The organism is Enemella evansiae (assembly GCF_002250705.1).
Taxonomy (GTDB): domain Bacteria; phylum Actinomycetota; class Actinomycetes; order Propionibacteriales; family Propionibacteriaceae; genus Enemella; species Enemella evansiae.
Genome location: NZ_NMVP01000033.1, coordinates 14,949 through 36,954 on the forward strand (window position 1 = coordinate 14,949; position 22,006 = coordinate 36,954).

Annotated in this window: 20 protein-coding genes; 5 read left to right on the forward strand and 15 right to left on the reverse strand. The window is 69.9% G+C overall.

From position 1 onward, the window contains the following. Positions 1-2: 2 nt before the first annotated feature. The 7 genes from BI335_RS14160 to hisD form a co-directional block, all read right to left on the reverse strand. On the reverse strand, positions 3-1,817 hold the full coding sequence (locus tag BI335_RS14160) for an outer membrane protein assembly factor BamB family protein (RefSeq protein WP_094428371.1): 1,815 nt from the start codon (positions 1,815-1,817) through the stop codon (positions 3-5). Between the two features lie 4 nt (positions 1,818-1,821). Further along, positions 1,822-3,672 carry a WD40 repeat domain-containing protein gene (locus tag BI335_RS14165; protein ID WP_172421913.1) on the reverse strand — a complete coding sequence of 617 codons (1,851 nt, stop codon included), beginning with the start codon at positions 3,670-3,672 and terminating at the stop codon, positions 1,822-1,824. 50 nt (positions 3,673-3,722) lie between these two features. Further along, positions 3,723-5,321 (reverse strand): hypothetical protein, encoded by a 1,599-nt coding sequence (locus BI335_RS22305; protein ID WP_141212446.1) that lies wholly within the window; start codon positions 5,319-5,321, stop codon positions 3,723-3,725. A gap of 85 nt (positions 5,322-5,406) precedes the next feature. Next, the gene (gene hisH, locus BI335_RS14180) at positions 5,407-6,048 is read right to left on the reverse strand and encodes an imidazole glycerol phosphate synthase subunit HisH (protein ID WP_094428379.1); all 642 of its coding nucleotides are present in this window, start codon (positions 6,046-6,048) and stop codon (positions 5,407-5,409) included. After that, positions 6,045-6,671 (reverse strand): imidazoleglycerol-phosphate dehydratase HisB, encoded by a 627-nt coding sequence (gene hisB, locus BI335_RS14185; RefSeq protein WP_094357064.1) that lies wholly within the window; start codon positions 6,669-6,671, stop codon positions 6,045-6,047. The genes hisH and hisB overlap by 4 nt, the downstream gene beginning before the upstream one ends. After that, entirely contained in the window at positions 6,671-7,756 is a 1,086-nt protein-coding gene (locus BI335_RS14190) for a histidinol-phosphate transaminase (RefSeq protein WP_407644064.1), read from the reverse strand. The genes hisB and BI335_RS14190 overlap by 1 nt, the downstream gene beginning before the upstream one ends. 74 nt (positions 7,757-7,830) lie before the next feature. Continuing rightward, complete coding sequence (gene hisD, locus BI335_RS14195) at positions 7,831-9,138, reverse strand: histidinol dehydrogenase (RefSeq protein WP_229119625.1); 1,308 nt, start codon at positions 9,136-9,138, stop codon at positions 7,831-7,833. Between the two features lie 116 nt (positions 9,139-9,254). Between hisD and BI335_RS14200 the strand changes: the two genes are divergently transcribed. Both BI335_RS14200 and BI335_RS14205 read left to right on the forward strand, forming a co-directional pair. Further along, positions 9,255-10,109, forward strand: coding sequence for an alpha/beta fold hydrolase (locus tag BI335_RS14200; protein WP_094431650.1), 855 nt, complete (start codon positions 9,255-9,257; stop codon positions 10,107-10,109). A gap of 160 nt (positions 10,110-10,269) precedes the next feature. After that, on the forward strand, positions 10,270-10,731 hold the full coding sequence (locus BI335_RS14205) for a hypothetical protein (RefSeq protein ID WP_094431653.1): 462 nt from the start codon (positions 10,270-10,272) through the stop codon (positions 10,729-10,731). Positions 10,732-10,737: 6 nt separating this feature from the next. Here BI335_RS14205 and BI335_RS14210 read toward each other — a convergent pair whose 3' ends face one another. Further along, complete coding sequence (locus BI335_RS14210) at positions 10,738-11,796, reverse strand: NAD(P)-dependent alcohol dehydrogenase (RefSeq protein WP_094431655.1); 1,059 nt, start codon at positions 11,794-11,796, stop codon at positions 10,738-10,740. A 109-nt stretch (positions 11,797-11,905) separates the two neighbouring features. Here BI335_RS14210 and BI335_RS14215 point away from each other — a divergent pair, with 109 nt between their 5' ends. Continuing rightward, positions 11,906-12,751, forward strand: coding sequence for a DUF554 domain-containing protein (locus BI335_RS14215; protein ID WP_094431657.1), 846 nt, complete (start codon positions 11,906-11,908; stop codon positions 12,749-12,751). Beyond that, positions 12,751-13,254, forward strand: coding sequence for a Cys-tRNA(Pro) deacylase (gene ybaK / locus BI335_RS14220; protein ID WP_094431659.1), 504 nt, complete (start codon positions 12,751-12,753; stop codon positions 13,252-13,254). Before BI335_RS14215 ends, ybaK begins: the two co-directional genes overlap by 1 nt. 75 nt (positions 13,255-13,329) lie before the next feature. Here the strand turns inward: ybaK and BI335_RS14225 are convergent, their stop codons facing one another. The 7 genes from BI335_RS14225 to BI335_RS14255 all read right to left on the reverse strand — a co-directional run bounded on the left by BI335_RS14225 (position 13,330) and on the right by BI335_RS14255 (position 21,282). After that, complete coding sequence (locus tag BI335_RS14225; RefSeq protein ID WP_094431661.1) at positions 13,330-13,941, reverse strand: GNAT family N-acetyltransferase; 612 nt, start codon at positions 13,939-13,941, stop codon at positions 13,330-13,332. Next, the gene (locus BI335_RS14230) at positions 13,941-15,107 is read right to left on the reverse strand and encodes an ArsB/NhaD family transporter (protein ID WP_094431663.1); all 1,167 of its coding nucleotides are present in this window, start codon (positions 15,105-15,107) and stop codon (positions 13,941-13,943) included. Before BI335_RS14230 ends, BI335_RS14225 begins: the two co-directional genes overlap by 1 nt. Beyond that, the gene (locus tag BI335_RS14235) at positions 15,104-15,430 is read right to left on the reverse strand and encodes a putative quinol monooxygenase (protein WP_094431666.1); all 327 of its coding nucleotides are present in this window, start codon (positions 15,428-15,430) and stop codon (positions 15,104-15,106) included. The genes BI335_RS14230 and BI335_RS14235 overlap by 4 nt, the downstream gene beginning before the upstream one ends. 274 nt (positions 15,431-15,704) lie before the next feature. Further along, positions 15,705-16,349, reverse strand: coding sequence for a hypothetical protein (locus BI335_RS14240; RefSeq protein WP_094357080.1), 645 nt, complete (start codon positions 16,347-16,349; stop codon positions 15,705-15,707). 3 nt (positions 16,350-16,352) lie between these two features. After that, complete coding sequence (gene dnaE, locus BI335_RS14245; protein ID WP_094431668.1) at positions 16,353-19,883, reverse strand: DNA polymerase III subunit alpha; 3,531 nt, start codon at positions 19,881-19,883, stop codon at positions 16,353-16,355. A 272-nt stretch (positions 19,884-20,155) separates the two neighbouring features. Then, entirely contained in the window at positions 20,156-20,734 is a 579-nt protein-coding gene (locus tag BI335_RS14250; protein ID WP_094431670.1) for a hypothetical protein, read from the reverse strand. After that, on the reverse strand, positions 20,731-21,282 hold the full coding sequence (locus tag BI335_RS14255; protein WP_229119595.1) for a SigE family RNA polymerase sigma factor: 552 nt from the start codon (positions 21,280-21,282) through the stop codon (positions 20,731-20,733). Before BI335_RS14255 ends, BI335_RS14250 begins: the two co-directional genes overlap by 4 nt. Positions 21,283-21,373: 91 nt before the next feature. Between BI335_RS14255 and BI335_RS14260 the strand changes: the two genes are divergently transcribed. Next, a complete protein-coding gene (locus tag BI335_RS14260) occupies positions 21,374-21,841 on the forward strand; it encodes an SRPBCC family protein (RefSeq protein ID WP_094357088.1) in 468 nt (155 codons plus the stop codon). Positions 21,842-22,006 lie beyond the last annotated feature (165 nt).

Here is a 22,006-nt window from a genome sequence, read left to right on the forward strand (position 1 = left end):
GGTCAGGGTAGCGGCTTGAGCGGCAGGATGGTGCCGCTGGCCCGGCTGACGAGGGCGAGCTGGTCACCGCTGGTGATCAGTTGGGCCTCATCCAGCGGGTAGAGCTGGGTCCACAGCGGCCGGCCGTCGGCGACGGCGTACGCACTGACCGCGGTCTCTCCCGATCGCGAGGCGGCGATGTAATAGGTGTCGCCGAGGGTCACCGCGGAGCCGTCGCGACCCACGGCCTGGGTGGAGCGGACCGCGCCGTCGGCGCGCGCGGCCACGGTGATCCCCGGATATCCCTTGAGCAGCAGCTGGTCCCCGGCGATCCCGATCGGGTAACCGGGCACCGCCTCCTGCCAGATCGGTTTCCCGGTGCGCAGGTCCAGCAACCGGGCATCGGCGGCCACATAGTCGGTGTAGGAGTTCGGGGCGCTCAGCTGGAAGATCTGTCCGTCGAAGACGGTCAGCGGCTTCTTGCTCGTCCACAGCTCGCGTCCGGTGGCGTCCAGCAGCTGATACCTGCGGTCGCGCCAGCGTTCCTCGCTGTCGGTGCCCTCTGGTTCGCTCACCCGCAGCACGTGCCCGCCGTCGACCGGCAGATAGCCGACGACGCCCTCGCCGCAGTCCTGAGGTGGCTGATACCAGGCCGGCGGTCGCCCGGTCGCCGGGTCGATGGCCACATCGAACAGATCCGGCATCGGGCCCGGTCCGAAACCGCTGGAGGTCGGCGTGTCCGAGGTGATCCAGAGCAGCCCGGATTCGGTGCGGGTCGCGATGTTCAGGCTGTTCTGCACCGCGATCTCGGTGGTCCACCGCGTCTGGGTGCTGGCCGGATCCGGGTACGCCGCCACCTCGTACAGCTGGCAGCCACCGGGCCACCCATAGTCCTTGCGGGTGGCCACGATGAGCTGCGCACCGGACAGCGCGGCGTAGGTGTCGTCGTCGGAACCGCGTTCGGTGCCCGACGGGGTGACCGGAGCGGTGCGGGTCACGGTGCCGGTGTCGAGCTCGAGCAGCGACCAGCCACGGGTCTCCGGGCCCTGGACCAGCCGGCCGGGTTCGATCAGATAGCGCTCGTTCAGGCTGGTCGCGCCGCCGTTGTAGCCGCTGACGCCGACACCGGGCACCACCGCGGCATTCCAGCGCAACTCCTCGCTGCGCAGGTCGGCCATCCCGATCTGCCAGGCATTGCTCCGGGACGCGGGCCCGGCCAGCAATCGGCCGGTGCCGTCGGCGGTGTAGACGGTGCGGGAGCCACCGGTCACCACCGTCATCGAGCGTCCGGGCCGCAGCGCCTGTTCGGTCGCCTGCGGTGTGGGGGTGGGTGGTCGTTCGAAGCGTCCACCGCGGGAGGACGAGCTGCCGTCGACGCCGATGAGGGCCAGCCCCGCAACCACCGCGATCGCGGCCAGAACCAGCCATCCGGCGACGATCCGTGCCCGCCTGAACCCGCGCGCCATCCCGCGGAACTGCTCGGCGTCGGCCTGCTTGACCCGGTTGAACCTGTTCCGCCGCTGCTTCGCGCGCCGCTCTCGCTCCCACGTCTTCCGGTTCGCGCGGAGGCGGGCATCCCGCTCCCGTTCCTCCTGGGCGCCCTGATAGCGGGCGAGCCGGGCCTCGCGGTCGGCTTCGGCCTCGGCCCGGTGTACCTTCTCCTCGGCCTCCTTGGCACGGGCCTCGGCCTCACGGGCGCGCTGTTCGGCCTTCTGCAGCAGGACTTCCGGCGGATCGGGATCCTGCGGCCCCGCCTCGCTGCTCTCGGCGCCCGAGCGGGGATAGGTCTGCCACTGCGGTGTCGGGGTGTCCTCCCCGGCATCGTCGTCGGTCGCCACCGGGTCAGCCCTCGGCGAGCGCGCCCAGTCGGACCCGGGTCGAGTCCACCGGGTCCATCACGATCGCGTACCGCGCCGCGGACATCCCCCACGGGACGACGGCCTTGGCGTCCATCTCCAGCGGCTGCAACTCACCATTCCAGAACATCTTGTTGCCGTCGCGGGTGCCGTAGAGGTTCTTGGCGTCGGCCAGCGTGGAGGACCAGCGGTCGACGACCTCGGTCCTGCCGTCCGACAGCCGGGCCAGCAGCGGGCCCGCGGAGGCGAACTCCCGGTTCGGCGAGACGATCAGCCGCAGCCCCGACTTGACCACGTCGGTGGCGAGGGTCCCGGAGGCGAGCAGCTTGCCGCTGTCGGCATCGAAGAGGGCGACGGTACGCCGGGCCGGGTCGGCGGTGTCACCCCAGGCGGCGATCACCCCGCGGGCGGACCAGGCCACCTGCATGTCGCCGACGGTGCCATCGGGCGTACGCTCCGGGCGGACCTCGCGCGGCGCGGTACCCTGGTTGGGCGAGTTGATCGTCCACCCGCCGCGCGGCGGTGAGGAGAGCAGGTTGCCGTCCGGGGTGGCGGCGAGCGCGACGTGATCGGGCGGCAGGGTGACCGGGGCCAGCGCGCCGGCCGCGTTCACCACCCAGAACTCGCTGCCGGTGGAGACCAGCAGGCCGCCGCCGTCGGAGTGCAGCAGCGCCTTGGGCGCCAGGGTGATGGTGCGCGGCTCCTCACCCGGGTTGTCCAGCCGCCAGAGCAGCAGATTGGTGCCGTCGACGATGCCGCTGACCGGTACGCCCTGGGTGACGGCCAGGAACGGCTTGGCGTCCTTGGTCACGCTGTTGGTGGTGCTGGTCAGCACGGCCTGGCCGGTATCGGCGTTCAGCACGCGCAGGACGCCGGCACCGTCGATGTAGGCGACCCGGTTGTCGAGCACCGCGACCGACCCGGTGACCGGGATCTCGGTGGACCAGACGAACCGCTGCGACCAGCCGGGCGGGGCGGGACGGCTGAGTTCCTTGGCGGCGGCACTGCTGGCCGTCGACTGGCTGGCGCGCTGGAACTGGCTGATCCCGAAGAGCAGCACCCCGGCCAGCGCGACCGCGCCGATCACCAGTGCGGCGATGGCCCGGTTGGTGTTCCGCTTGCCCTTGTTGTTGGGGACCGCCTTGGCCCCGGCCGGCGGGCCGCCCGGCGTACCGGGTTGTGGCGGATAGGTCGCCGAGGGCTGGTTCAGCGGCATCGGCGCGGAGGCCTGCGACATCGGGTGGGGCGCGGAGGCCTGCGACATCGGGTGGCTGGCCGAGACCGGGGTGGTGCCGGGCTGGTACGCCGACGCCGGGTGGTAGGCGGAGGCGGGCGGCTGCATCGGATCCGGGCCGGGCAGCACGGGGCTGGGCGGCGGCGGGCCCGGCTGCTGCTGGTAACCCTGCTCCGGGTGACCGGGCTCGGGATAACCCTGCTCCGGGTAGCCCTGGTTCTCATATCCCGGCCCGATCACGTAGCGCTGCGGCGGCTCGGGTTCGGGGAAGGAGAGGTGGGTGGGGTCCTCGGCCGGCGCCGGACCCGGATGGAAGGGCTCACCGGGTCCCGGCTGGTACGCCTCCCCGGGCGGCGGGTACTGGGCGTAGGGCTGCTGTGGTGGCACCGGGGGTTGCGGGAATCCCTGCTGCTGCGGGAATTCGGGCTGCGGGCTCCCTGGCTGGGGCTGCTCCCCCGCCGGCCCGACGGGCGGCTCCTCGGACGGGCGCTCTGCGGGCTGCGCACCGGGCGCCCACATCAGGTCCTCGGGACGATGCGGGCGATACCAGTGCTCACGCCCGTTCCCCGTCCCGCCCCGGGGCTGATCCTCGGGGCGGGTCATCGCGATGTCCGTTCGATCACGCAGTCACCGCCGGTCTGGCGATGGCGTCCTCAACGGGTACGCCGGGAGACTGCGCGGGTACGACGCGGTGAGGTCACCGCCAGCGGGCGCTGATGGGAGACGGCGGCCGAGCCACCGTCACCGGTATCGCTGCTGGAGGTGTCCGCCGTCGGGGTGGTGGCCGGTTTCGGGGCCGCCGTGGTGGTGGCCTTGGTCGTCGGCGTCGCCTTCGGGGTGGCCGACTTGCTGGGCGCCTTGCTCGCGCTCGGCGTGTTCGTCGCCAGGGTGACCTTCTTCTTGGCGGGCGAGGTCGGCGTCGAGCTGGCCTTCGGCGTGCTGCTCGCCTTCGGGGCGTTGCTCGCCTTCGGGGCCGCGGTCTTGGACGCCGAGGTAGTCGGCGTCGCGGTGGCCTTGGGCACGTTCGGCGCCGGCGTGGTCGACTCCGGGGCCGTCGGTGTCGCGGAGGGCGTATCGGTCGGGGTCGCGGTCGGGCTCTCGCTCGGCGCCGGGCTCTCGGTCGGCGTGGGGCTCTCCGTGGGCGTGGGCGTCGGGCTCGGGGTCTGGGACGGCGCCGGCTCGAAGCCCTCAGACGGCTCTACGCCGAACGGCGCTTCTGCAGTCAGCGTGCCCTCGCTCGGATAGGTCTGCGCCTCCGGCGGGTAGCCGAACTGCTGCGGGCTGAGGTTCAGTTCGAAACGCCAGTCCGAGAATCGCTGGATCGTCCTGTCCGGCATCGTGACAATCACCTCACCATTACCGCGGACAGTCACATTCAAGGTGAGCGTCTGCTCAGCCCCGCCATCCTTCGCCGTGATCGTGTAACTGAGGACATAGTCACCCGGCCAGGTAGGCGAGTCGGCAGTCAGTTTGAGCATCCGTCCGGCGTCGTCAAAGTCGGCGTTCGCATTCCGGAACTCAAGCGTCCGCCCCGGGGTGGTCGGCGTCGGGCTCGTGGTCGGCGGGGTAGGCGACGTGGTGGGCGGTTCCGGCGACGTGGTCGGGGGTTCCGGCGACGTGGTCGGGGGTTCCGGCGAGGTGGTCGGGGGTTCCGGCGAGGTGGTGGGCGGTTCCGGCGAGGTGGTCGGCGGAACCGGCGACGTCGTGGGGTCGGTCGGGTCGGTCGTGACCGGCGGGTCGGTCGGCACGGTACCCGGACCGGTCGGCTGGGTGGTCGGCTGCGAGCCATCGCCACCATCGGCGACCGGGGCCGTGGTCGGCTCCGGGGACGGGACCTCGAGGGTCGGCGGGCCGCTCGGCGACGGGGACACCTGGCCACCCTCGCCCACCTCGGTGGTGGGGGCCGGGGTGGCGCCCGGGTCACGGCCGATGCCGGTACCGGTGTTCTCGGAGGTGTCCCGGCCGACACCCGACTCGGAGCCCTCCTCCTCACCGGGCTGGTTGCCCGGGGGCGGCGGCTGGGTCGGGTCGGTGTTCGGGGTGGAGCCCGGCTGCTGGCTGCCGCCCTGCGACGACGGACCGGAGGATCCCGGGGGCGCGATCGTCTGCTGGGCGGTGGGGTTGGTCTCCTCAGACTTCTTGTCGCCGGTGAAAGCGATCACTCCGGCGATCAGCATCACCAGGGCGACGACCGCGGACAGGGTCCAGCCGATCAACCCCTTGCGCGATGCCGCGGTTCCCTGTGTGGACACGTTGTCATACCCCTTCAGCTGCCAGAGATTCCAGACCGCACCCTAATGCATCGGGGGTCGAACGTGAGAATCTCATCACGTCTGTTCAGCTACCGTTCAATTCCATAATCCAGTTCGTCAGCAGGCAACCCCCTGACTGCCCTGACTTTTCAGGGTGGAACTGGGTACCCGACAACGCGCCCTGCTCCACCGCGGCGACGAACCGCCCCTGCTCCAGCTCGCACCAGGTCACCCCATCGAGACCCTCGTCCCGGCGTACCCCATAGGAATGCACGAAATAGAACCAGTCGTCGGCGACCCCCCGGAACAACCGCGTATCGGCCGGTGGTTGCACGGTGTTCCAGCCCATGTGCGGCAGCCGGTGGGCGTCCAGCTTCTCGACCACCCCGGGCAGTACGCCGACCCCGGCGGTCCGCTCGCCGTGCTCGATGCCCTCTGAGAACAGGATCTGGTAACCGACGCAGATGCCCAGCACCGGCCGGCCGGCGGCGACCCGTTCGCGGATCACCCGGTCCCCCTGCACCGACCGCAGCCCGGCCATGCAGGCGGCGAACGCGCCCACTCCGGGGACGACGAGCCCGTCGGCGGCCAGCGCCGCCTCCGGATCGGCGGTCAGCTCGACCCGCGCCCCGGTCCGCGCCAGCGCCCGGTAGGCCGACCTGAGATTCCCCGAGCCGTAGTCGAGCAGCGCGACGCTCGGCGTACCGGTGGTCTCGGCAGCCGTCACAGGGCGCCCTTGGTGCTCGGTACCCCGCTGACCCGCGGATCGGGTTCGACCGCGGCGCGCAGCGCCCGGGCGAGCGCCTTGAACTGGGCCTCCACGATGTGGTGCGGGTCGCGGCCCCGGATCAGCTCCAGGTGGATGCACAGCCCGGCGTTGTGCGCCAGCGTCTCCACCACGTGCTGGGTCATCGAACCGGCATAGGGCGTCCCGGGCCGGCCATCGGGAGTCGGTCCCCCGCCGATCAGCGCGTACGCCTGGGCGTCCGGTTCGCCGACGACGACCGCGTACGGCCGGCCGGCGACGTCGACGACGCAGCTGGCCAGCGCCTCATCGAGCGGCACCTGGGCGTCGCCGTAGCGGCGGATCCCCTTCTTGTCCCCCAGCGCCTCGCGCAGCGCCTGGCCGAGCACGATCGCGGTGTCCTCGATGACGTGGTGCCCGTCGATCCAGACATCGCCGGTGGCCTCGACCTCCAGGTCGATCAGCGAGTGCTTGCTCAGCGCGGTGAGCATGTGGTCATAGAAGCCGACTCCGGTGCTGATCACCGACAGCCCGCTGCCGTCCAGGTCGAGGGTGACCTTGATCCGCGACTCGGAGGTCTCCCGTTCGACGGTCGCCTTGCGCATCAGCGCACTCCCTTCTTGAGCTGCCCGGTGAGCGACTCCTTGAATGCATCGATCTCCTCCGGCGTACCGATCGAGACCCGCAGCATCCCCGCGGGCCCGGTCTCCCGGATCAGTACGCCGTCATCGAGCAGACCCTGCCAGACCGCGTGCCGGTCGGCGAAGCGGCCGAAGAGCACGAAGTTGGCGTCGCTGGGCGCCACCTCCAGCCCCTGCCCGGTGAGCCAGTCGACCAGCTCGTCCCGGCCGGCCCGCAGCGCGGCGACATGCGCCATCATCTCCGCGGCATTGTCCAGCGCCACCGAGGCGACCGCCTGGGTGACCGCGGAGAGGTGGTAGGGCAGCCGGACGATCCGGCAGGCATCGACCACCGCCGGCGCCGCAGCCAGATAGCCGAGCCGGCCACCGGCGAACGCGAACGCCTTGCTCATCGTGCGGGAGACGACCAGCCGCGGATGCTCGGGCAGCAGTTCCAGCGCGGTCGGCGTACCGGGGCGGACGAACTCCTGGTAGGCCTCGTCGACCACCACCATGCCCGGCGCGACGGCGAGCACCGCCTCGATCGTCGCCAACGGGGTCGCGGTCCCGGTCGGATTGTTCGGGGTGGTGATCACCACGACATCCGGCCGGTGCTGCTCGACCGCGGCGACCGCGCGCTCCGGGTCCAGGGTGAAGTCGTCGGCGCGCGGTGCGGTCAGATAGTCGGTGAAGGTGTTGCGGGCGTACTCGGGATACATCGAATAGGTCGGGGTGAACGACAGCATCGTCCGCCCCGGTCCGCCGAAGGCCTGCAGCAGGTGGGTCATCACCTCGTTCGACCCGTTCGCGGCCCAGATCTGGTCGCGGGTCAGGTCGTGACCCAGGTACGCGGCCAGCCGCTCGCGCAGCGCGGTCGCCTCCCGGTCCGGATAGCGGTTCATCCCCGAGGCCGCCTCCGCCGCCGCGGTCGCGATCTGATCGAGTACGCGATCGCTGGGCGGGTAGGGGTTCTCGTTCACGTTGAGCAGCACCGGCACGTCGAGCTGCGGGGCACCGTAGGGCTGCTCCCCCTCCAGCCCCGGTCGCAGCGGGAGATCCGCCAGTTCCACGTTCCCCGAGTAGGCCGCCTGCGGCCCCTTTCCACGTTCCCTGAGCGAGGCCGCTTGCGGCCGAGTCGAAGGGTTCACGAGAGCTCCTCGAAACGCACGGTCACCGCCGCACCGTGGGCCGGCAGCTCCTCGGCCTCGGCGAAGGTCTCGACGTCGCGGCGTACCTCGGCCAGCGCATCCCGGTCGTATTCGATCAGGTGCACCGCGCGCAGGAACGACTTCACATTCAGCCCGCTGCTGTGCGCGGCGGCACCGGCCGTCGGCAGCACGTGGGTGGAGCCGGCGACATAGTCCCCCAGCGACACCGGCGAGTAGCCGCCGATGAAGATGGCGCCGGCATTGGTCACCCGCTGGGCCACCCCGAAGGCGTTCCGGGTGTGGATCTCCAGGTGTTCGGCGGCGTACGCGTCCACCACGGCCAGGCCCTGGTCGAGGTCGTCGACCAGCACGATCCCGGACTGTTCGCCGGCCAGCGCGGTCCGGATCCGCTCGGTGTGGCGGGTACGCCGGATCTGCGGTTCGAGCTCGGCCTGCACCGCCTCGGCGAGCTCGGTCGAGTCGGTGACCAGCACCGACCCGGCCAGCGGATCGTGCTCGGCCTGGGAGATCAGATCGGCGGCGACATGGGTCGGATCGGCGGTGTCGTCGGCGAGGATGGCGATCTCGGTGGGGCCGGCCTCGGAGTCGATGCCGATCCGGCCCTTGAGCAGCCGCTTGGCGGCGACCACGTAGATGTTGCCGGGGCCGGTGACCAGGTCGACCTTCTCGATCAGCCCGGGCACCCCGTGGGCGAACATCGCCACCGCCTGGGCGCCGCCCACGGCGTACACCTCGTCGATGCCGAGGATCGAACACAGCGCGAGGATGTTGGGGTGCGGTTCGCCACCGAATTCGACCTGCGGCGGGGAGGTGACCGCGATCGAGCCGACGCCGGCGACCTGGGCGGGGACGACGTTCATGATCACGCTGGAGGCGAGCGGGGCCAGCCCGCCCGGGACGTAGAGGCCGACGCGGTTCACCGGGATCATCTTCTGGATGATCCGGGCGCCGTCGGCGACCTGCACCTCGACCTGCTGCTCACCGAGCTCGGCCTCGCTGACCCGGCGGCGGCGTTCGATCGCGACCTCGAAGGCCTTGCGGACCTCGGGATCGAGGGCCTTCTCCGCCTCGGCGAGCCGTTCGGCGGGCACGCGGAAACTGGTCGGGACGACGCGGTCGAAGCGCTCGGAGAGTTCCCGCAGCGCGGTCTCGCCGCGGGCCGCGACGTCCTCGACGACCGGGCGCACCGCGGCCATCGCCTGCTCGACGTCGAAGGCTGCCCGCGGCACCACGCCGGTGAGATCCTCGGTCCGCGAATGGCCGCGCAGGTCGATCACGCGCAGGTGGGTCGTCGGCTGGGTCTCAGTGGATTCAGGCACGCCCGCGATTCTACGGAGTCGCGCGGGTGGTTCCGACCAGTTACTGCGCGCTGAGAAGCCGATTCCCTAGGATCAGGCGCATGGAGTCGATCGTGGTCACCACGGCCGGCCCGGTCGAGGTGTGCCTGCGGCCGGGTGAGCTGTCGCCGGTGCTGCTGCTGGGCGGTGGGCACACGACCGCCCGGACCCCGATCGGCCAGGAGCTCTATTCCGAGCTCGGGCACACGGTGGTCACGGTTTCCCGGCCCGGGTACGGCCGGACCTCGGTGGGCCCGTTGACCGCGGCCGAGTTCGGCCCGCTGCTGGTCGAGGTCTGCGATCGGATGGGTCTGGGTCCGCTGGCGGCGGTGGTCGGCGTCTCGGTCGGTGGGCCGACCGCGGTGCAGGCGACGCTGGCGCTCGGCGAGCGGGCCCGGTCGCTGATCCTGCACAGCGCGGCCCCCTCGGCGCGGCCCTATCCCGACGCCCCGGCCCAGCGGGCGGCGGCACCGGTGGTGTTCGGGCCGAGCACGCAGGCGGTGACCTGGGCGACGGTACGCCGGAGCGTGCGCACCGATGCGGGGTTGCGGCGCCATCTGGGTCGGTTGAGCCGGTTGCCGGCGGTGCGCTGGTGGCCGGATCTGACCGAGGCCGACAAGGACGCGGCGCGGGCCACCTTCGCGGGGATGGATTCGGGGTCGGGGTTCCTGCTCGACCTGCGGCAGGGTTCACCGGCACTGCGGGCGTACCGGAGTGCCGCGCTGGCCCGGGTCGGCGTACCGACGCTGGTCACCGGCAGCCCGCACGACGGTGGTGTGGACTGGCGGCATGCCGAATCGCTGGCCGAACTGATCCCGGGTGCGGAACTGGTGAACACCGAGGCAGCGACGCACTTCTACTGGATCGGCCCCACCCGCGGCCGGGTCTCCGGCGCGATCTCCCGCTTCCTCGGCTGAGCCGTCCCTCCGGCCCCTCCGGCCCCGGGCTGCGGTCGGGTTGGACAGCGAGTTCTCAGCACTCTCACAGCCGTACTGGCCGGTCGCCGACTAGACTCCAAGTCCTACCGAGGGTCAGTACCTACCCGAACATGCGCTGGCCCGGACGGGGGAAAGATCGATGTCGCTGCACCTGGCCATGAACGGCTCAACGCTCGGCGTACCAGACACCTGGAGCGGAGCCGATCGACCGGATTTCGATGCCGCCACCTTCGCTGCGCTGGAGCGCGGACCCCTCCCCGACCTCAACGATCTGGTGGTGACGATCAGCCTGGCGCAGCTGCTGCGCGCGGAATACATGGCACCCGATGCCGAACTCGGCCGGGCGCTGCCGGTCGATCAGGTGGCGGCCGCCCACCGGGCCCTGGCGGCCTCGGCGGCCCGGCACGGTCTGACCCTGGACCTGCCGTGGCACGACCTGCCGACCTTCGAGGCGTACCGGCTGGCCCACGGCCACCAGGGCTGGACGGGTCGTCGCGCCCTGGTGGCCGAGTTCTTCGGGCCGCTGATGGATCAGCTGCAGACGTTGGAGAACGAGCGCTTCATCAACGCCCTGCGCCGCGCCGCCTCCAACGCTGGTTGAGCGAGTTCAGTTCTTGACCGCATCCTCGAGGGTCGCGGTGTCGATGACGAAGCGGTAGCGGACGTCGGAGCCGACGACGCGATCCCAGGCCTCGTTGATCTTGTCGGCCGAGATCACCTCGACCTCGGCACCGATGCCCTGCTCGGCGCAGAAGTCGAGCATCTCCTGGGTCTCGGCGATGCCGCCGATCAGCGAACCGGCGAACGAACGCCGGCCCATGATCAACGAGAACGCCTGCACCGGCATCGGCTCCGGCGGGGCGCCGACGTTGACCATCGTGCCGTCGACCGCGAGCAGGTTCAGGTACGCCCGCATGTCGAGCTGGGCGCTGACGGTGTTGATGATCAGGTCGAACTTCCCGGCCAGCTCCTCGAAGGTGGCCGGGTCCTCGGTGGCGCGGTAGTCGTCGGCACCGAGCCGCAGCCCGTCCTCCTGCTTCTTCAGCGACTGGGACAACACGGTCACCTCGGCACCCATCGCGTGCGCGAGCTGGACGGCCATGTGGCCGAGCCCGCCGAGGCCGATGACGGCGACCTTCTTGCCGGGGCCGGCACCCCAGTGCTTGAGCGGCGAGTAGGTGGTGATGCCCGCGCAGAGCAGCGGCGCGGCCTTGTCGGAGTCGATGGCGTCGGGGATCTTCAGCACGAAGTCCTCGGTGACCACGACATGGGTGGAGTAACCGCCCTGGGTCATCGTGCCGTCGACGTCGGTGGCGCCGTAGGTGCCGATGTTGCCCTTCTCGCAGAACTGCTCCTCACCGGCCTTGCAGTACTGGCATTCGCCGCAGGAGTTGACCATGCAGCCGACACCGACCCGGTCGCCGGCGGCGTGCGTGGTGACCTCGGAGCCGACCTCGGTGACGGTGCCGACGATCTCGTGACCGGTGACCAGCGGGTACTGGGCGGGGCCCCATTCGCTGCGGGCGGTGTGGATGTCGGAGTGGCAGATGCCGGCGTGGGTGATGTGGATCAGCACATCCTTGGGTCCCACCTCGCGGCGTTCGATGGTGATCGGGACGAGCGGGTCGGTGGCGGAGGTGGCGGCGTACGCGGGAACGTTCTGCATGGCTCTCCCTCATGCCCTACCGGGCGGTTGGTTCTCAGCTGGACGGTGCCAGTCTTCCGCATCGGTCAACGGGCCGGACCCCGGGTGGGTCCGTGGAACAATCGCGGCCATGTTGTTGAGCGGAGGGTTCATCGGCATCGGCACCGTCACCAACGTGGCCACCGTCATCCTGGGTTCGCTGATCGGGATGGGCCTGGGACACCGGCTCCCGCGCCGTACCCGCGGCACCGTGACCGATGTTCTCGGTCTGGTCACGCTGCTGATCGGGGCCCTGTCGGCGATGGATGTCACCGACCGGGTGCTCGCCGATCGCGTGGGTTCGTCGGCACCGGTGCTGATCGTGCTCGGTGCGCTGCTGATCGGCGGGATCATCGGTTCGCTGATCGATCTGGAGCGGCGGTTGGAGGATCTCGGTGACTGGCTGCGACGTCGGCTCATCTCCGGTCGGCGCGAGCGAGGTACGAGCGGGTCCCCCTCACGTCGGCTGAGCGAGCGAGGTACGAGCGAGTCGAAGCCCGATACCGGTGCCGCACACCTGTCGGCGAAGGAGCGGTTCATCGAGGGCTTCGTGACGGCCTCGCTGGTGTTCTGCATCGGCCCGTTGACGATCCTGGGTGCGCTCTCCGATGGTCTCGGCCGCGGCGCGGATCAGTTGCTGCTGAAGTCGGTGCTGGACGGTTTCGCCGCGATCGCCTTCGCCGCTTCGCTCGGGGTCGGTGTACTCGCCTCCGCGCTGATGGTCGGATTGGTGCAGGGCGCGCTCACCCTGGTCGGGCTGGCGATCGGCGACTTCCTGCCGGAGGCACATCTGGTGGCGCTGACCGCGACCGGTGGGTTGCTGCTCGTCGGGCTCGGTATCCGGTTGTTGAATCTCCGCCAGCTGCCGGTGGGCAATCTGCTGCCGGCGTTGCTGGTGGCTCCGTTGCTGGTGCAGCTGGTCGCGGTGCTGCGCTGATGGCCAGACGGTCCTCGGGTACACCGGCGACGCTCGCCCTGGACCGGGCGAAGATCGCCTACCGCACCCATCCGTACGCCCACGACGATGCGGTCGGTGGGCACGGGCACGGCAGCTACGGTGCCGAGGCGGCACAGGCGCTCGGGGTGGATCCGGCGCGGATGTTCAAGACCCTGCTGACCGAGCTGCCCGGCGGTGAGCTGGTGACCGCGGTGGTGCCGGTGGCCGGGCAGCTCGACCTGAAGGCACTCGCGGCGGCCGTCGGGGCGAAGAAGGCCGCGATGGCCGACCCGGCGGTGGCCGAGCGGACGACCGGCATGGTTGTCGGCGGCATCTCCCCGATCGGCCAACGGCAGCGGCACCGTAGCGTGGTGGACACCTCCGCGGCCGACTTCGAGACCATCTTCTGCTCCGCCGGCAAGCGCGGCCTGCAGCTCGAACTGGCCCCGGCCGACCTGCTCCGGGTCACCGGCGGTGAGTACGCCCACATCGTCCGCCGCTGATCCGATTCCTCCGCCAGCACCCGCCTCCAGCGATACGGATCTGCATACGCCAGTAGGCAGAACCGCATCGATTCATCACGATGGTTCAGCCCCGGGCGCGAGGAACAACCGGGTGAGTCGACCCAGGGGCCGGGCACCCACCTGGGCGGCGACCCGGTGCGATGGAAGATTCTCCTCGAACGCGCTGTAGAACAGCACCCGCTCGTCGGTGAACAACGACGCCCAGGTCCGCACCGCGAACCCTGCGAGACCCAGTCCACGATGCGCCGCTTCGGTCTGCACGCCGACCTCGGCCGCCCGTTCGGTGAGGCGGGCCGCGTGCGCCAGCGACACCACTTGTTCTCCCTGCAGCACCACGGCCCATGGCCCCAGCCCGCCAGACACCAGTTGCTCCCAATCGGCCTCGGCCCATCCCGATGGTCGAGCGAGGGTTCCACTCTGAGCATCGGTCACCAGCCGGTATCCCTCAGGTGGGCGCCCGGGTTCTCCGGGGCCGAGGAGCCAACCGCGCGCCATCGTCACATGGACCGCGTCATCGCTCCCCAGGGCAGCAGCACCCGGCATCGTCGCGCTGCGCCCGTCGTAGGTGCTGAGCAGTACCTCGACGGTCGGTGCCGCGAGCCGGCCCCGCGATTCGGTGCCCCAGATCGTCTCGGCCTCCAGTCGAAGCATGTCAAGGGCGTTCATCAGGCACCTACCAGCAGCGCACCGACGAGGACAGCCACAGGCACCAGCAACAGTCCCTCGACGGCGAACCGGCGTACCCCGACGTGCACCCCGAGCCGGCGGATCGACTGCCACCACAACAGGTTGGCCAGCGAGCCCCAGAGCAGGATGGTCGGGCCGACGTTCACCCCGACCAGCAGGGCGAGCAACTGCTGCGGCGTACCGGCCCAGCCCTCCAGCGCCAGGAACGCGGGCAGGTTGTTGACCGCATTCGCCGCCAGGGCGGCGATTCCGGCGACGAGCAGGTTGCCCGTGACACCGGCATCGGGTGTCGGCAGCCAACCGGCCAACCGGTCGGAGAAGCCGGCGACCAGCCAGAACAGCCCGAGCACCCCGGCGGCCACCTCGAACGGGAACAGCGCCAGCATCGGGCGTACCCGGGCTTCTGGATGGCGTCGCAGCGCGGCGGTCGACCAGAGCACGGCCAGTCCCCCGGCGGCGACGGCCCAGGCCGGTACGCCGAGGACCAGCAGCGGGCCGAGGGCGAGCGCGACCACGGCCGAGGCGACCAGCAGCACCCGGTCGGCGACGGGTTCGACCGGCGGCGGTGCGTACGCCCCGGCGACCCGGCGGCCCCAGCGCAGGCCGAGCACCAACAGGGTCACCGCCAGGACGCCGAGCTGCGGCAACCAGCTCTGCGCGAGGTACGCCGAACCGAGCCGCTGGTGGGCCATCAGGTTGGTCAGGTTCGACACCGGCAGCAGCAGGGAGGCGGAGTTCGCCAGCCAGATCGCGGCGAAGGCATAGGGCAGCGGGTCGAGCCGCAGTCGCCGCGCCAGCACCACCCCGATCGGCGCGAGCAGCACCGCGGTGGTGTCCAGGCTGAGGAAGACGGTGGTCAGCGTGGCGAGCCCGGTGAACAGCCAGAACAGGGCGCCACCGGAGCCGCGGGCCAACCGGGCCAGCGCGTCGGCGGCGACCCGGAACAGCCCGGCGACCTGGCACAGATCGGCGACCGGTTTGACCAGGATCAGGAACAGCAGCACCGGCCAGCCGAGATCCCAGGCGTGGGCCGCCTCGGGCGTCGGGACGAGCCCGGTGAGCACCGCGAGGGCGCCGGCGGCCAGCAGCAACCAGCCCCAGGGCGGCCGCCGCAACCACGGCAACCGCCACCGGGACTCGGTCAACGGGGCTGGATCTCCCCCATCGGCCCGAAGCCGTCGACCTCCTCGGCGTCGACGTAGATGATCTGCGGCTGTGCCGAGACGATGTCGGGCATCACGCCCATGAACTTCTCCACATGCGGCTGCGCCATGTGCTCCTTGCCGGCGGCATCATCGCGGAACCCCTCGATGCAGATGAAGGTCTGCGGTTCGAGCACACTGCGGGAGAACTCGAAGAAGATGTTGCCGGGCTCCGCGGTGACGGCCCTGGCGTAGTCGGCGGAGATCTCCTCCCACTCGCTCATCTTGTCCTCACGGATGGGGAACTTCACGGTGATCTGGATCATGCGGTCAGGATAGAGGGCGCAGATATCGCCCCGCTCGCGACGGCGCGAGCCGCCCCGGCTCGATTTGCTCCTCAGCACCCCCTGCCAACCAATAGGGCCTTGATCCCCGTATGGCATCAAGGAAATCGCTGATCCACCCACGGCATCAAAGAAATCTTTGATCCCCTGGGGGCATCAAGAAATTCTTTGATCCCTCCTGGGCATCAAACCCGTACCGGCTGGAGGGCAGTTGGGCAGAGTCAACCGGCGCGGGCGAGCAGCACGCGCCACAGGCTCAGGTGTCGGCCGGTTCCTCGGGGTCGTGGCTGAGGGCGGCGAAGAGCATGATCGGCAGACAGGCGGCGAAGGGCCAGACGAGCAGGGCGGCCTGGGCGCGCAGGGTCAGCTCGATGGGTAGCACCTCACCGGGCCGGGCCGCGGCCAGCCGCGGCTCCAGCGGCCCGGGGCCGAGCAGCCAGCCGAGCTGCCAGCAGGTCAGCGCCATCACCGTCGCGGAGGCGATCGCCAGGAACACCATCGGCCAGCCGAGGCCGGCGAACCATTTCCAGACCACGAGTCCGCAGATCAGTCCGCAGATCAACCCGAGCACCACGAACCAGGCGTCGGCGGCGATGAACTGCGACAGACCCCGCTCGCTGGTCACCGCGCTGCCATCGTCGTTGACCTGATAGGTGGGCAGGTCCACTCCGAAACGCCACACCACCCCGGCCAGCGCACCGAGCAGCACCGACCCGAGCCCGAGCACGCTGAGCCACAGGTTGAGCGGGCGGCGTACCGGGCGTGGCTGACCGCGCTCCGGCAGGCGGGTGGCGTCGGTGATCACCGGAATGGTGCCGGTGGTGACCGAGTCGCCCACGTGCTGGATGCTCGGTTGGGACGGGTCGGTGTTCACCACCGACTCGGGGCTGCGCTCAGACATCGATCACACGTTCAGACATGATGGGCCCAATAATGCCTTGAGATCCGCCATCAGCGGCGGCGACGGTGTCACCCGCAGCCCCTCATCGACCCGCCAGATGCTGGTCCGGCTCTGGGTCAGCAATCGCAGATGGACCTCGGTCACCCCCGGATGGTTGCGCAGCACCTGCCGCAGTTCCTCCACCACCGGCGGGGTGCAGCGGGTCGAGGGCAGCGAGATCACCACCGGTTTCGCGGGGCCGGTGTCCACATCGGGCACGGTCAGCTCGGTGGCCATCAGATTCACCGAGTCGTCGCGCGAGCGTACGTTGCCCTTCACCCGGACCACGGTGTCGGTGGCGAGCACGGTGGACACCAGCGAATAGACCTTCGGGAAGAGCAGCACCTCGACCGAGGCCTCCAGGTCCTCCACGGTCAGGATCGCCATCGAATCGCCGGACTTGGTGGTCTTGCGAACGATCTGGGTGATCATCCCGCAGATCGCGGTGGTGGTGTCCCTGGGCCCGTCCTCGGCGACCAGCCGGCCGATCGAGATCTCCCGCTCCGATTCCAGGATGTGCTCCAACCCCTGCAACGGGTGGTCGGAGACGTAGAGCCCGAGCATCTCGCGTTCGAAGGCGAGCTTGGTCCGCTTGTCCCAGTCCGGCACGTCCGGTACCGGGGTGAGCATGCTGATCGCGGAGGCGGACTCGTCCCCGAAGCCGGCGAACAGGTCGTCCTGGCCGTTGGCCTGGTTGCGCTTGACGTCGATGACCTGGTCGATGTTCTCCTCGAAGATCTCCATCAGCGCGCGTCGCGGATGGCCCATCGAGTCGAACGCACCGGCCTTGATCAGCGACTCGACCAGCCGCTTGTTGCAGGCTGGCAGCGGCGCCTTGTCCAGGAAGTCGTTGAAGTCTGTCGACTTGCCGGTCTGCTCGCGCTCCGCCGACATCAGCGAGACCACGTTGGCGCCGACATTGCGGACCGCGGACAGCCCGAAGCGGATGTCGGTGCCGACCGGGGTGAAGTTCATCTCCGAGGAGTTCACATCCGGCGGCAGGACCTTGATGCCCATGTGGCGGCACTCCGCCAGATAGAGCCCCATCTTGTCCTTGTCGTCCTTCACCGAGGTCAGCAGCGCGGCCATGTATTCGGTGGGATAGTTGGCCTTCAGGTAGGCCGTCCAGTAGGAGACCAGACCGTACGCCGCGGTGTGCGCCTTGTTGAAGGCGTAGTCGGAGAACGGCAGCAACACGTCCCACAGCGCCTTCACCGCCGCCTTCGAGAAACCGTTGGCGAGCATGCCGGCCTCGAAGTTCACGAACTCGGCGTCCAACACCTCGCGCTTCTTCTTGCCCATCGCCCGGCGCAGCAGGTCGGCGTTGCCCAGGGTGTAGCCGGCGAGGTGCTGGGCGATCGCCATCACCTGCTCCTGATAGATGATCAGGCCGTAGGTGGTGTCCAGGATCTCCGAGAGCGCTTCCTCCAGCTCCGGATGGATCGGGGTGATCTCCTGCTTGCCGTTCTTGCGCAGCGCGAAGTTGGTGTGCGCGTTGGCGCCCATCGGGCCGGGGCGGTAGAGCGCGAGCGCCGCGGAGATGTCCTCGAAGTTGTCCGGCTGCATCAACCGCAGCAGCGAGCGCATCCCGCCGCCGTCGAGCTGGAACACACCCAGGGTGTCGCCGCGGCCGAGCAGCTCGTAGGTGCGCCGGTCGGTCATGTCCTTGCTGAGCGCCTCGAGATCCAGGTCGAAGTCGCGGTTCAGCTTCACATTGGTGACCGCGTCATCGAGGATCGTCAGGTTCCGCAGGCCCAGGAAGTCCATCTTGACCAGCCCGAGCGTCTCGCAGGTCGGGTAGTCGAACTGGGTGATGATCGCGCCGTCGGACTCCCGCTTCATCACCGGGATCACCGACTGCAACGGCTCGGAGGACATGATCACGCCGGCGGCGTGCACACCCCACTGCCGCTTCAGCCCCTCGATGCCGATACCGGTGTCGACGACGGTCTTGACCTCGGGATCGGAGTCGTAGAGCTCGCGGAACTCGCCGCCCTCGGTGTACCGCTTGTGCTGCGGGTCGAACAGGTCCTTCAGCGGCACGTCCTTGCCCATCACCGCCGGCGGCATCGCCTTGGTGATCTTCTCCCCCATCGAGAACGGCATGCCGAGCAGCCGCGCGGAGTCCTTGACCGCCTGCTTGGCCTTGATGGTGCCGTAGGTGACGATCATCGCGACCTTGTCCGAGCCGTATTTCTCGGTGACGTAGCGGATCACCTCGGGCCGGCGGCGATCGTCGAAGTCGACGTCGAAGTCGGGCATCGACTTGCGCTCGGGGTTCAGGAAGCGCTCGAAGATCAGCCCGTGCGGGATCGGGTCCAGGTCGGTGATCTTCATCGCGTACGCACACATCGAGCCCGCACCCGAACCACGCCCGGGACCGACCCGGATGCCGTTCTCCTTGGCCCACTTGATGAAGTCCGACACCACCAGGAAGTAGCCGGCGTACCCCTTGCCGATGATCACTTCCTGCTCGTACCGCGCCTGCTTGACCGCATAGTCGGGCACCGCGCCGTCGAACCGCTCCTGCAGGCCGCGCTCGACCTCCTTGACGAACCAGGACTCCTCGTTCTCCCCCGGCGGGCAGTCGAACCGCGGCATGAACCGGCCCTCACCCTCGGTGAAGGACACATTGCACCGCTCGGCGATCGCCAGCGTGGTGTCGCAGGCCTCGGGCAGCTCGCTGAACAGCTGCCGCATCTCCTCGGCGGTCTTCACGTAGTAGCCGTCGCCGTTGAACTTGAATCGGTTCGGGCTGTCCTTGGTCGACCCGGCGGAGACGCAGAGCAGGTTGTCGTGGGCGTCGGCGTCGTGCTTGTGCACGTAGTGCAGGTCGTTGGTCGCGACCAGCGGCAGGTTCAGATCCTTGGCGAGCCGCAGCAGCCCCGACCGCACACTGCGCTCGATGTCCAGGCCGTGATCCATCAGCTCGACGAAATAGTTGTCCGCGCCGAAGATGTCGCGGAAATCGGCCGCCGACTTCACCGCCTCGTCATATTGCCCCAGCCGCAGATGGGTCTGCACCTCACCCGAGGGGCAACCGGTGGTCGCCATCAGTCCCGGCGCATAGGTCTCCAGCAGCTCCCGGTCCGCCCGCGGCTTGTAGAAGAACCCCTCGATCGAGGACAGCGAGGAGAGCCGGAACAGATTGTGCATCCCGGTGTTGTTCTCCGCCCACATGGTCATGTGGGTGTACGCCCCCGAGGCCGCGACATCGTCACCGGTCCCGTCACCGAACCGCACCCGCTTGCGTTCCGAGCGGTGCGTCTTGGGGGTGAGGTACGCCTCCAGCCCGATGATCGGCTTGACCCCGGTGCCCTGCGCCTTCTTGTAGAACTCATAGGCACCGAACAGGTTGCCGTGATCGGTCATCGCGATCGCCGGCATGCCCATCTCGGCCGCGGTGGAGAACATGTCACCGACCCGCGCGGCGCCGTCGAGCATCGAGTATTCCGAGTGGCAGTGCAGGTGCACGAAGGAGTTCTGGTCAGCCATGTCTGGGCGTTCAACCTCCACTGAAAATCGCCTGCGGATGCCGCCTCGCCGGGTGCCGACGGGGAGACCAGAAAGACTACCTCGCTCCGCCGACACTCCCCGCCCGGCTCGCCACGTTCATCGAGTCCTGCCCTCGTTCATCGAGTAGCCGCCCATGCGCAGCGCTGCCCCTCGTTCATCGAGTAGCCGCCCATGCGCAGCGAAGCGGAGCAATGGGCGGCGTGTCGAGATGAACCCACCCCCAGTTCCTCGAACACCCCCCATCGCCGACCTCACCAGGTCGCGAGCACCCGCCCGTCGGCGGCCACCGCCTGGATCGGCTGCCGGCCGGCCAGCGGTTGCAGCCCGATCAACCGCGGGTCGTCCCCCTGGGCGGCCAGCACCCGCGGGGCGGGACCACCGGGGCGTACCAGCTCGATCCGCTCCGTACCGGCCGGCGCCAGCACCGCCAGCGTCGGCGTACCGGACAACTCGATCTCGGCCCGATCCTGGTCCAGCGGCTGACAGGCCGGGATGGCGCCGACGAGGCACCACCGCCCGTCGGCGATCGTGGCCGCCGGCCGATCGGCCCGTTGCGGAGCCGCCGCGCCGCTGGCCGCGGGCACGGGGGCGGGCGCCGCCTCGGGGGCGGAGGAACTGACCCCGGAGGTGGTCGTGCGGAGCACCGGCGGCAGCAGGACACCGGCCAGCGCGACCACGGCGAGCGCACCGGTCGCCCCGGCGATCCGGGCCCGGTTCCGGGTCTGCCGGGCCCGGGCACCGGCGATGATCCGGTCGGCGTCCAGCGGCTCCGGCTCGCCTTCGTTGAGTCGGTGCAGGGCGCCGCGCAGTTGCTCTTCCTCGCTTCTCATCCCGCCTCCTGCAGTCCCTGGATGTCCGGTGCCTCGCGCAACTTGCCGAGGGCGCGGGCACATGCGCTCTTCACCGTGCCGACCTTGATGCCGAGCGCGGCCGCGGTGTCGGCCTCGCTGAGGTCCTCCAGGAAGCGGAGCACCACCACTGCGCGTTCCCGGGCGGTCAATCCGGCCAGCGCGGCCCGCACCGACTCCCGGTCCGCGACCGAGGCGGCCCGATCCGGCCGGTCATCGCCGTCCAGACGGTGCGCGGCCGCCGCGTCCAGCGGTGCCCCGCCCGGGTCGAAGTCGGTGCTCTGCTCCCGCCACGGCCGGCGCCGCAACCGGTCCCGGTAGTGGTTGACCAGGATCCGCCGGACATAGCTCGTCGGGTCATCGGTGGCCCGGACCCGGTGCCACTTCAGGTACGCCTTCTCCAGCGCCCCCTGGGTGAGGTCCTCGGCCAACGTGGGGTCACCGCACAGCCCGCGCGCGAACGCGAGCAGCCGCGGCGAACGCTCTCTGACGAACTCCGCGAACTCGGCATCCCTGTCGGCCCGGGCCACGCACCTCCCCCTCGCTGTCGTTGTCACCTTCCCACACGACACCGGCCACCCCGCGGGTTCCGCGGCGCGCGGAGAATGTTTGACTGCATCCATGAGCGATGACGCGAAGCAACTGTCCGTGCAGCGCACCATCAATGCGCCCGCCAAGGAGATCTACGAGCTGCTCACCAATCCCGAGCGGCACCCCGACATCGACGCCAGCGGGATGGTCCGCTCGGTCGAGCAGGGCGACCGGTTGGAGCAGGTCGGCCAGCAGTTCCGGATGAACATGTTCTTCGACCGGATGGGCGGTGACTACCAGATGAGCAATCACGTCACCGGTCTGCAGCCCAACCGGCTCGTCGCCTGGCAGCCCTCGCGGCCAGGGGACGAACCGGCCGGCTGGGAATGGATGTATGAGTTGGAGTCCGACGGTTCGGACAGCACCGAGGTCACGCTGACCTACGACTGGAGCAAGGTCACCGACAAGAAGGTGCTGGAGCGGGTCAAGTTCCCGGTCTTCACCGAACAGCAGCTCGAGGATTCCCTGGCCCAGTTGGCGAGCGCGGTCGGCGGCTGAGCGAAACGATGCCGGCCTGCGGGCCATCGAGGGCTACCTGGCGGCGTACCCCCGGACCGCGGATCTGGACGCACTCACCTCCGCCGAACCGGTCGACTCGGTACGCCTGCTGCCGGGTTTCGATCCGTGGGTGATGGGCCCCGGTACCACGGACCAGCGGATCAT